This is a genomic window from Vibrio mexicanus, from assembly GCF_001012815.1.
Taxonomy (GTDB): domain Bacteria; phylum Pseudomonadota; class Gammaproteobacteria; order Enterobacterales; family Vibrionaceae; genus Vibrio; species Vibrio mexicanus.
This window is the reverse complement of the sequence record NZ_JYJP01000067.1, coordinates 1-1,099: the sequence shown is the minus strand read 5'-3', so window position 1 is coordinate 1,099 and position 1,099 is coordinate 1. Positions and strand designations below refer to the sequence as shown.

Sequence of the window (1,099 nt, the reverse complement as noted above, 5' to 3'; positions counted from 1 at the left end):
TTTGACGTTAGCTGCAGAAGAAGCACCGGCTAACTCCGTGCCAGCAGCCGCGGTAATACGGAGGGTGCGAGCGTTAATCGGAATTACTGGGCGTAAAGCGCATGCAGGTGGTGAGTTAAGTCAGATGTGAAAGCCCGGGGCTCAACCTCGGAATTGCATTTGAAACTGGCTCACTAGAGTACTGTAGAGGGGGTAGAATTTCAGGTGTAGCGGTGAAATGCGTAGAGATCTGAAGGAATACCAGTGGCGAAGGCGGCCCCCTGGACAGATACTGACACTCAGATGCGAAAGCGTGGGGAGCAAACAGGATTAGATACCCTGGTAGTCCACGCCGTAAACGATGTCTACTTGGAGGTTGTGGCCTTGAGCCGTGGCTTTCGGAGCTAACGCGTTAAGTAGACCGCCTGGGGAGTACGGTCGCAAGATTAAAACTCAAATGAATTGACGGGGGCCCGCACAAGCGGTGGAGCATGTGGTTTAATTCGATGCAACGCGAAGAACCTTACCTACTCTTGACATCCAGAGAACTTAGCAGAGATGCTTTGGTGCCTTCGGGAACTCTGAGACAGGTGCTGCATGGCTGTCGTCAGCTCGTGTTGTGAAATGTTGGGTTAAGTCCCGCAACGAGCGCAACCCTTATCCTTGTTTGCCAGCACTTCGGGTGGGAACTCCAGGGAGACTGCCGGTGATAAACCGGAGGAAGGTGGGGACGACGTCAAGTCATCATGGCCCTTACGAGTAGGGCTACACACGTGCTACAATGGCGCATACAGAGGGCGGCCAACCAGCGATGGTGAGCGAATCCCAAAAAGTGCGTCGTAGTCCGGATTGGAGTCTGCAACTCGACTCCATGAAGTCGGAATCGCTAGTAATCGTAGATCAGAATGCTACGGTGAATACGTTCCCGGGCCTTGTACACACCGCCCGTCACACCATGGGAGTGGGCTGCAAAAGAAGTGGGTAGTTTAACCTTCGGGAGGACGCTCACCACTTTGTGGTTCATGACTGGGGTGAAGTCGTAACAAGGTAGCCCTAGGGGAACCTGGGGCTGGATCACCTCCTTATACGATGATTATTGCGATGAGTGTTCACACAGATT

Annotated in this window: 1 rRNA gene; it reads left to right on the top strand. The window is 53.2% G+C overall.

The features are described from left to right. Nucleotides 1-1,064: ribosomal RNA gene (locus tag UA76_RS09845) — 16S ribosomal RNA — on the top strand; the annotation flags it as partial. Nucleotides 1,065-1,099: the final 35 nt, after the last annotated feature.